This is a genomic window from [Bacteroides] pectinophilus (genome assembly GCA_025146925.1).
Lineage (GTDB): Bacteria > Bacillota > Clostridia > Lachnospirales > Lachnospiraceae > Bacteroides_F > Bacteroides_F pectinophilus.
Window position 1 is genome coordinate 1 of record CP102260.1, and the last position, 10000, is coordinate 10000.

8 protein-coding genes (1 of these 8 cut by a window edge) are annotated in these 10000 nt (G+C 41.0%); all 8 read left to right on the top strand.

Annotated elements, in window-relative coordinates:
* Positions 1–1365: a chromosomal replication initiator protein DnaA gene (gene dnaA, locus NQ488_00005; protein UWN95741.1), complete on the top strand. Its 1365-nt coding sequence runs from the start codon at positions 1–3 to the stop codon at positions 1363–1365.
* A gap of 366 nt (positions 1366–1731) precedes the next feature.
* A complete protein-coding gene (dnaN, locus tag NQ488_00010) occupies positions 1732–2835 on the top strand; it encodes a DNA polymerase III subunit beta (GenBank protein UWN95742.1) in 1104 nt (367 codons plus the stop codon).
* Between the two features lie 55 nt (positions 2836–2890).
* Entirely contained in the window at positions 2891–3100 is a 210-nt protein-coding gene (locus tag NQ488_00015) for an RNA-binding S4 domain-containing protein (protein UWN95743.1), read from the top strand.
* Positions 3101–3129: 29 nt separating this feature from the next.
* Positions 3130–4206 carry a DNA replication/repair protein RecF gene (gene recF, locus NQ488_00020; protein ID UWN95744.1) on the top strand — a complete coding sequence of 359 codons (1077 nt, stop codon included), beginning with the start codon at positions 3130–3132 and terminating at the stop codon, positions 4204–4206.
* A gap of 18 nt (positions 4207–4224) precedes the next feature.
* Positions 4225–6141: a DNA topoisomerase (ATP-hydrolyzing) subunit B gene (gyrB, locus tag NQ488_00025; GenBank protein ID UWN95745.1), complete on the top strand. Its 1917-nt coding sequence runs from the start codon at positions 4225–4227 to the stop codon at positions 6139–6141.
* Positions 6142–6189: 48 nt separating this feature from the next.
* Positions 6190–8715, top strand: coding sequence for a DNA gyrase subunit A (gene gyrA / locus NQ488_00030; protein ID UWN95746.1), 2526 nt, complete (start codon positions 6190–6192; stop codon positions 8713–8715).
* Positions 8693–9535, top strand: coding sequence for a fumarate hydratase (locus NQ488_00035; GenBank protein ID UWN97182.1), 843 nt, complete (start codon positions 8693–8695; stop codon positions 9533–9535). Before gyrA ends, NQ488_00035 begins: the two co-directional genes overlap by 23 nt.
* Before the next feature lie 32 nt (positions 9536–9567).
* Positions 9568–10000: the 5' portion of a Fe-S-containing hydro-lyase gene (locus tag NQ488_00040; protein UWN95747.1), read on the top strand. It continues 119 nt past the right edge of the window; only the first 433 of its 552 coding nucleotides appear in the window; it begins with the start codon at positions 9568–9570; its stop codon lies beyond the right edge, outside the window.

Genomic DNA, 10000 nt, shown 5'->3' on the forward strand with positions numbered 1-10000 from the left:
ATGGAAGATTTAATCAGGGAAAAATGGGATGATATTTTAAAAGCCATGAAAGAGGAATATGAGATTCAGAATATCTCATTCAATACATGGATTCTTCCTCTCAAGCTTTATGCAGTAGAAGACTCTACTGTTTATGTAACTGCGCCTATGGAGAACATGGGAATTAACTACATAGAAAAAAAATATCTTGTTCCTCTCAAAGTTACTATAGGTGAGATTGTCGGAGAAGAACTGGATGTTAAGCTTATTTCTGACAAGGATGCCAAGACTCATAAAGAAGAGATTCATAAGCTTAATGCAAGAGCCAATGTATCCGGTTCTGCCGAAGCAGTGAATATGGGACTTAAACCTAACTATACATTTGAGACATTTGTCGTTGGTAACAATAATAATCTTGCACATGCCGCAGCACTTGCAGTAGCTGAGACACCGGGACATGTATATAATCCGCTGTTCATCTACGGAGGTGCCGGACTTGGCAAGACCCACCTTATGCAGGCTATTGCTCATTTTATCATGCAGAATAATCCTGACCTTAAGGTTCTTTATGTTACATCAGAGACATTTACCAATGAGCTGATTGAATCCCTGAAGAATCAGAAGATGACTAATCAGGAGTTCCGTAATAAGTATCGTAATATTGATGTGCTGTTGATCGATGATATTCAGTTCATTATCGGTAAGGAAAGTACGCAGGAGGAGTTCTTCCATACGTTCAATGCGCTTTATGATGCTAATAAGCAGATCGTTATTTCATCAGATAAGCCGCCTAAGGAGATGGAGACTCTTACTGAACGTCTGCGTACAAGATTTGAGATGGGACTTACTGCCGACATCCAGATTCCTACATATGAGACTAAGATGGCCATTCTTAATAAGAAGTCTGAGGCCGAAGGCTATAATATTCCTGATGATGTTAAGGATTATGTTGCCACACACATTAAGTCAAGTATCCGTGAGCTTGAGGGTGCGCTTACAAAACTTGTAGCATTTTCAACACTTTCGCATCAGCCGCTCACTGTTGAGTTTGCTGAGGATACACTTAAGGATCTTATATCACCTGAGGACAAGCGTGAGGTTACTCCTGAACTTATCATTCAGATCGTGGCAGATCATTTTAATCTTACTCCTGAGGATATTATATCCCAGAAGCGTAATGCCGAGATTTCAAAGCCACGACAGATTGCAATGTATCTGTGCCGTACCATGACCGATACTCCGCTTGAGCAGATTGGACGCTATTTCGGTAACAGGGATCATACAACAATTCTTCATGGTTACAGGAAGGTTAATAAGGAAGTTACTAATAGTATAGAGACGCGTTCCCTTATTGAGATACTTATTAAAAAGATTAACCCTTCTTAACCGTTTTATAAAAGTTATTAACAAGTTATTTTGTTGATAAGTCTAATAACTTTCGCGTTTTTTGTGTATAACTTTGTAGTTTTGTTGTTAATTTGTGGTGAAATCCGGTTAATTATTAACATTTTTATTTTTTGCTTCCAAAATCGATTTTGAGTTATCAAGAGCTGTCCACACAAATTTAAGGATCGTTCAACATACTTTTTAAGTCGTTTTTTATCAGTAACCGCAAGGGCTGGAATAGGTTATCAACTTATTAACAGCCCCTACTACGAATACTACGGAAGTAAATTATTTAAATATGCCTTTTTGACACCGTTAATTCTTCACATTCACTTTTCAACATTTTCGAAAGGGAGGATATATTCCATGAAATTAGTTTTTTCAAAGTCAGAACTCTCAAAGGGAGTTAATATTGTTTCAAAAGCAATTCCTACCAGAACATCAATGCCTATACTCGAATGTATAATGATTGATTCCACCGAAGGTCAGATCAAGTTCACTGCCAATGACATGGAGCTTGGAATTGAGACTATTGTAGAAGGCGATATTCTTGAGAAGGGCAAGATTGCAATTGATGCAAAGATTTTTTCTGATATTGTCCGTAAGCTTCCTGATAATGATATTACTATCCAGACTGATGATAATTACAATGCACTGATTACCTGTGAGAATTCAAAGTTCAATATATCAGGTAAATCAGGTGATGATTTTTCATTCCTTCCAGTTATTGAAAAGCAGAAGTCTATAAGACTTTCACAGTTTGCATTGAGAGAGCTTGTTAATCAGACTATATTCTGTACAGCTCCTAATGACAACAATAAGATGATGGCAGGTGAGCTTTTTGAGGTTATTGACTCAGAACTTAAGGTAGTAGCACTTGACGGACACAGAATTGCCATACGTAAGAAGAAGCTTGAAGGAAGAGCAGATGATGTAAAGGTTGTTGTTCCGGGTAAGACGCTTAACGAGATAAGCAAGATTCTTTCTACAGATGCCGATGACATGATGAATATTTATTTCTCAAATAATCACATTTTGTTTGAGTTTGACCAGACTATTGTTGTTTCAAGACTTATAGAGGGTGAATACTTTAAGATAAGCCAGATGCTTTCAAGTGATTATGAGACCAGGATTACTGCCAATAAAAAAGAGATGCTTGGTTCTATAGACAGAGCAACACTGCTTATCAAAGAAAGCGACAAAAAGCCGATTATTCTTAATATCACTGACGGCAATATGGAAGTTAAGGTTGTATCTTCAATTGGTTCACTTAATGAGAATGTTGCAGTTGAAAAAGAGGGAAAGGACATAATGATTGGCTTTAACCCTAAGTTTCTTATGGATGCACTTGGTAAGATAGATGATGAGAACGTCGACATATATCTGCTTAATCCTAAGGCACCATGTTTCATACGTGACAAGGAAGAGAATTACATTTATCTGATTCTTCCTGTCAACTTTACGGCTTAATGATAATAAACAGGTAAGAAATGCAGTTAGGATTACAGTTTGGAATGGAGTATTTATGCAGGTAATTAAACTCAGAGACGAGTATATAAAACTCGGTCAGGCGCTTAAGGCAGCCGGTCTTGTGGAATCCGGAGTTGAAGCAAAGATTGTTATTACTGACGGTGAGGTTACTGTTAACGGACAGGTTGAGACTCAGAGAGGCAAGAAGCTTCACGGTGGAGACATCGTTGAATTTGACGGCGAACAGATAAAGATTGAAGATTAACAGATTAAAGCAGGAAAGTCATACAGATTATGATAGTTAAGTCAATTAATTTAAAAGATTACAGAAATTACGAATTACTCAATATTGAATTATCCGATAAGACTAACATAATCTATGGCGATAATGCACAGGGAAAGACCAATATACTTGAGTCCATGTATGTAGGTGCGACAACAAAGAGCCACAGGGGAAGCAAGGACAAAGAGCTTATAAGATTCGGCTGTGACGAAGCACATATTAAGATGATTGTATGCAGGAATGATATTGATTACCGTATAGACATGCACATCAAGAAGAATAAAGCAAAAGGCATTGCAGTTAACGGTATACCGCTGAAGCGTTCGGTAGAGCTGTTCGGCATTGTCAATATGGTTTTTTTCTCTCCGGAGGACCTGAATATCATCAAGGATGGTCCGGCTGAGCGAAGAAGATTTATGGATATGGAGCTCAGCCAGCTTGATAAAGTTTATGTGTTTAATCTTATGCAGTATAACAAGGTTCTTATGCAGCGCAATAAGCTGCTCAAGGATATAGCTTTCCGTCCTGACAGCATGGATACGCTTGATGTGTGGGATATGCAGCTCGTCAGATACGGTGAAGAGGTAATAAAGGGAAGAACAGAATTTGTAATAAAGCTCAATGATATAGTCAGCAGAATACATTCCAAGTTGTCCGGAGGCAGGGAAGAGCTGAAAATTGAGTATCTTCCGTCAGCAGACAGTGGAGAGCTCGGAAGCTGTACCGCTTCATCAAGAGATAAGGATATACGCTTTGGAGCGACCGCTTACGGTCCGCACAAGGATGATATAATTTTTTATATAAATGGCAATGATGTCAGAAAATACGGTTCGCAGGGACAGCAGAGAACTGCGGCATTGTCACTTAAGTTAGCGGAGATAGAGCTTGTAAGACAGACAATTAATGATACACCGATTCTTTTACTGGATGATGTATTATCGGAGCTTGACGAGAACAGACAGAATTTTCTCATGGAGAGTATGGGGGACATACAGACTGTAGTTACGTGTACGGGATTAGAGGAGTTTATTAATAACAGAATCAGTCTCGACAAGGTGTTCAAAGTAGTGAACGGACATGTATATTAAGAAAGTGAGGATATAAAATTGGCAGAGTATGGTGCAGAACAGATTCAGATTCTTGAAGGACTGGAAGCTGTAAGAAAAAGACCGGGAATGTATATTGGTACAACCTCATCGAGAGGACTTCATCATCTGGTATATGAGATTGTTGATAATGCCGTAGATGAAGCACTTGCAGGATACTGTACTGAGATAGACGTGCTGATTAACAAGGATAATTCGATAACTGTTACTGATAACGGAAGAGGTGTACCTGTAGATATTAATGCAAAGGCAGGCAAGCCTGCAGTTGAGGTAGTATTTACAATTCTGCATGCCGGCGGTAAGTTCGGCGGTGGAGGATATAAGGTATCAGGCGGACTTCACGGTGTAGGTGCGTCTGTTGTTAATGCGCTTTCTGAGTGGCTTGAGGTACGTGTTAAGCGTAACGGACACATTTATGAGCAGAGATACCAGCGCGGCAAGGTAATGGAGCCGCTTACAATTGTCGGTGAATGTCCTTTGGAAGAGACCGGAACAATGGTACATTTTCTGCCTGATAAGGAGATATTTACCGAGACAACGGTTTATGAATATGACATTCTCAAGCAGAGATTAAGAGAGATGGCATTCCTTACCAAGGGAATTAAGATTATCTTAAGGGATGAGAGAGAAGGTATTGAGCAGGAGAGAGTGTTCCATTACGAGGGCGGAATAAAGGAATTTGTTGAGTATCTTAACAAGAGCAAGACTCCTCTTTATGAGCAGATTATATACTGTGAAGGTGTCAAAAATAATGTACAGGTTGAAGTTGCAATGCAGCATAATGATTCCTATACTGAAAGCACGTTTACATTTGTTAATAATATAAATACACCGGAGGGCGGAACACACCTTGCCGGCTTTAAGAACGCACTTACCAAGACATTCAATGATTATGCAAGGGCTAACAGGATTCTTAAGGACAGCGACCAGAATCTTACAGGTGATGACATAAGAGAAGGTCTCACTGCAATTGTAAGTGTTAAGATTGAAGACCCACAGTTCGAGGGACAGACCAAGCAGAAGCTTGGCAATACTGAAGCACGTACAGCAGTTGACAGTGTTGTAAGTGAGCAGCTCACATATTTCTTAGAGCAGAATCCTGCGGTTGCCAAGGCAATATGCGAGAAGTCACTGCTTGCACAGAGAGCAAGGGATGCCGCGCGTAAGGCAAGGGATCTTACAAGACGTAAAACCGCGCTTGAGTCAACAAGTCTTCCGGGCAAGCTTGCAGACTGTACGGATAAGAATCCTGAAAACTGTGAGATATATATTGTTGAGGGTGATTCTGCCGGCGGTTCAGCCAAGACTGCAAGAAGCCGTGCAACGCAGGCAATACTTCCTCTCCGCGGTAAGATACTTAATGTCGAGAAGGCAAGACTTGACCATGTGCTCGGCAACGCTGAGATAAAGGCGATGATTACCGCATTTGGTACGGGAATACATGATGATTTTGATATAAGCAAGCTTCGTTATCACAAGATAATTATTATGACGGATGCCGATGTTGACGGTGCGCATATAGCAACGCTGCTTCTTACGTTCCTGTACAGATTCATGCCGGAGCTTATCAAGCAGGGACATGTATATCTTGCACAGCCACCGCTTTACAAGATTGAGAAGAATAAAAAGGTATGGTACGCATACAGCGATGAGGAACTTAATAATATCATGACGGAGATCGGCCGTGACCAGAACAACAAGGTACAGCGTTATAAGGGCCTTGGTGAGATGGATGCCGAGCAGCTCTGGGAGACTACAATGGATCCGGAAAAGAGAATTCTTCTCAGAGTGAATATGGATGATGATTCTGCATCTGAGCTGGATGTAACATTTACAACTCTTATGGGAGATAAGGTAGAGCCTAGAAGAGAATTTATTGAAACTAATGCCAAGTATGTTAAGAATCTTGACATTTAACGAATATGATGTGGAAAATCTTAACACATAAGGAATGGAGCTAAAATAATGGATGAACATATCTTTGACAAGGTTCATGATGTAGACCTGCAGAAGACAATGGAAGACTCATATATCGATTATGCCATGAGTGTAATCGCATCAAGAGCGCTTCCGGATGTAAGAGACGGTTTGAAGCCTGTGCAGAGAAGAATCCTCTTCTCAATGATAGAGTTGAATAACGGACCTGACAAGCCTCATAGAAAATGTGCCCGTATCGTCGGTGATACAATGGGTAAATACCACCCACACGGTGACTCATCAATATACGAGGCACTTGTTAAGCTTGCCCAGGATTTCTCGACAAGATATCCGCTTGTAGACGGACATGGTAACTTCGGTTCTGTTGATGGTGACGGTGCTGCCGCCATGCGATACACAGAGGCAAGATTAAGCCGTATTTCCATGGAGATGCTGGCAGACATAAATAAAAACACTGTTGATTTTATACCTAACTTCGATGAGACTGAGAAGGAGCCTACGGTGCTTCCTTCAAGATATCCTAATCTGCTTGTTAACGGAACATCAGGTATCGCGGTAGGTATGGCAACTAATATACCTCCGCATAATCTGCGCGAGGTTATTAATGCTGTTGTTAAGATTATAGATAATCAGGTTGAAGAGGACAGAGACACAACTATCGAGGAGATACTTAATATTGTTAAGGGACCTGACTTCCCTACCGGAGCCATGATTCTTGGCAAGATGGGAATAGAGGAGGCATACAGGACAGGAAGAGGCAAGATTCGTGTCCGCGCCGTAACAGATATAGAGCCTATGGCCAACGGCAAGAACAGAATTGTTGTTACAGAGCTTCCTTACATGGTCAACAAGGCTAAGCTTATAGAGAAGATAGCTGAGCTTGTAAGAGAGAAAAAGATAGATGGAATAACGGATCTTCGTGATGAGTCTGACAGAAGCGGTATGAGAATATCAATCGAGCTGAGAAGAGACGTTAATCCTAACATAGTGCTTAACCAGCTTTTTAAGCATACACAGATGCAGGATACATTTGGTGTTATTATGCTTGCACTTGTAGATAACCAGCCGAAAGTACTTAATCTTCTTGATATGCTGATATATTACCTCAGGCACCAGAAGGAAGTCATAACCAGAAGGACACAGTACGACCTCAACAAAGCAGAGGAGCGTGCACACATTTTACAGGGATTAATGATTGCTCTCGATAATATTGACAGAGTAATATCTATAATCCGTGGTTCGGAGAATGTACAGACAGCCAAGGAAAGCCTGATGAAAGAATTTGAACTTTCGGATGTTCAGGCACAGGCAATTGTAGACATGCGTCTGCGTGCTCTTACAGGTTTGGAAAGAGCCAAGCTGGAAGCAGAGTATGCTGAACTTATAAAGAAAATCGAGGAATATAAGGCAATACTTGCTGATGAGAAGAAGCTTCTCGGCGTAATCAGAACTGAGATTCTTGTTATAGCAGACAAATATGGTGATGACAGAAGAACATCTATCGGATTCGATGAGTTTGACATATCCATGGAAGATATAATTCCGGACGAACCGGTTGTTATTGCGAGAACTAACCTCGGATATATCAAGAGAATGACACTTGATAATTTCAAGGCACAGCATCGCGGCGGTAAGGGTATCAGGGGAATGCAGACAATTGATCAGGATTATATTGAAGACCTTTTCATGACAACGTCACATCATTATCTGATGTTCTTTACTAATACGGGAAGAGCTTACAGAATGAAGGCTTATGAGATTCCTGAGGCAGGAAGAACTGCAAGAGGAACTGCGGTAATCAACCTTCTGCAGCTTCAGCCGGGTGAGACTATAACTGCAGTCATACCTATAAGGGAATATAATGATAACAACTATCTGTTTATGGCAACACGTAACGGAATTGTCAAGAAGACCAAGGTTACTGAATATTCCAATATCAGGAAAAATGGCATTCAGGCGATAACAATACGTGACAATGACGAGCTTATAGAGGTTAAGCTTACTGATGACACCAAGGATATAATGCTCGTTACAAAGCTTGGTATGTGCATAAGATTTAAAGAAACTGATGTACGTCCTACAGGAAGAACGTCAATGGGTGTAATAGGAATGGATCTTATGGATGAAGACCAGGTAGTAGGCATGCAGATTGACAGTCAGGGAGATTCACTTCTTATAGTTTCGGAAAAAGGTCTCGGCAAGAGAACACTGATAGAAGAGTTTACAACACAGCACCGTGGCGGCAAGGGTGTGAAGTGTTATAAGATCAACGAAAAGACAGGTAATGTAGTCGGAGTTAAGGCTGTTGATGACACAAGAGAGATTATGCTCATAACAACAGAGGGCATAATTATCAGGATTAAGGCTCAGGATATATCAATACTTGGAAGAATAACATCAGGTGTCAAGCTGATTAATCTTGAAGATGGCGTAACTGTTGCATCTGTTTCAAAGGTCAGAAGAAAGCCACAGGATGGTGATGATCACGACGCAGACGGATTTGATGAAGAAGACGAGGAAGACAGCGAAGATGAGAACAATACAGACAACTGATATAACAGAGAACATCAGGCAGATGTGTATCGAAGCTAACCACTATCTGTCTGACGATATGAAGCAGGTCTTCAACAAAGCAGTTGATAACGAAGAATCACCTCTTGGAAGGCAGGTTCTTGAGCAGCTTAAGGAAAATCTTGAGATTGCATCATCAGATATGATTCCCATATGTCAGGATACCGGAATGGCAGTAATATTTATGAATGTCGGACAGGAAGTACATTTTGAGGGTGGCAGCATCACGGATGCTGTCAACGAAGGTGTGCGTCAGGGATATACCGAAGGCTACCTCAGAAAATCCGTAGTAGGAGATCCTATAATCAGGGAGAATACCAAAGACAATACGCCTGCGGTAATACACTATGACATAGTTCCCGGAGACAAGGTTGAGATAACAGTTGCACCTAAGGGATTCGGAAGCGAGAACATGAGCAGAATATTCATGCTTAAGCCGGCTGACGGAATAGAAGGCGTAAAAGAGGCAATACTTACAGCAGTAAAGGATGCCGGTCCTAATGCATGTCCACCTATGGTAGTGGGAGTTGGTATAGGCGGAACATTTGAAAAATGTGCACTGTTAGCGAAGAAAGCACTTACAAGAGACCTCAACTGCAAATCAGATATACAATATGTAAATGATCTTGAAGAAGAGATGCTTGATAAGATAAACAGACTCGGAATAGGTCCTGGAGGACTTGGAGGCACACAGACAGCTCTCGCTGTCAACATAGAGACATATCCGACCCATATAGCAGGCCTTCCGGTGGCAGTTAATATCTGTTGTCATGTCAACAGACATGCACACCGCGTAATCTAGTATAATTGTATATAAAGAATGGAGATAAGCATATGGACAGATATATAAATGCACCATTATCAGACGAAGATGCAGCCGGCTTAAGAGCAGGAGACTATGTATACATTACTGGAACTATATATACTGCAAGAGATGCAGCACATAAGAGAATGGCTGAAGCACTTGAAAAAGGAACTGCACTTCCTATAGATATGAACCATAACATCATATATTACATGGGACCATCCCCGGCAAGAGAAGGCCGTCCAATTGGTTCTGCAGGTCCTACCACGGCAAGCAGAATGGACAAATATGCGCCGGATCTGCTTGATCTCGGACTTAAGGGAATGATAGGCAAAGGCAGGAGAAGTCAGGCAGTTAAGGATGCCATTGTGCGCAACAAGGCAGTATATTTTGCAGCTGTAGGAGGAGCAGGAGCTTTACTATCAAAGAGAATCACGAGCTCCAGGGTGATAGCTTATGATG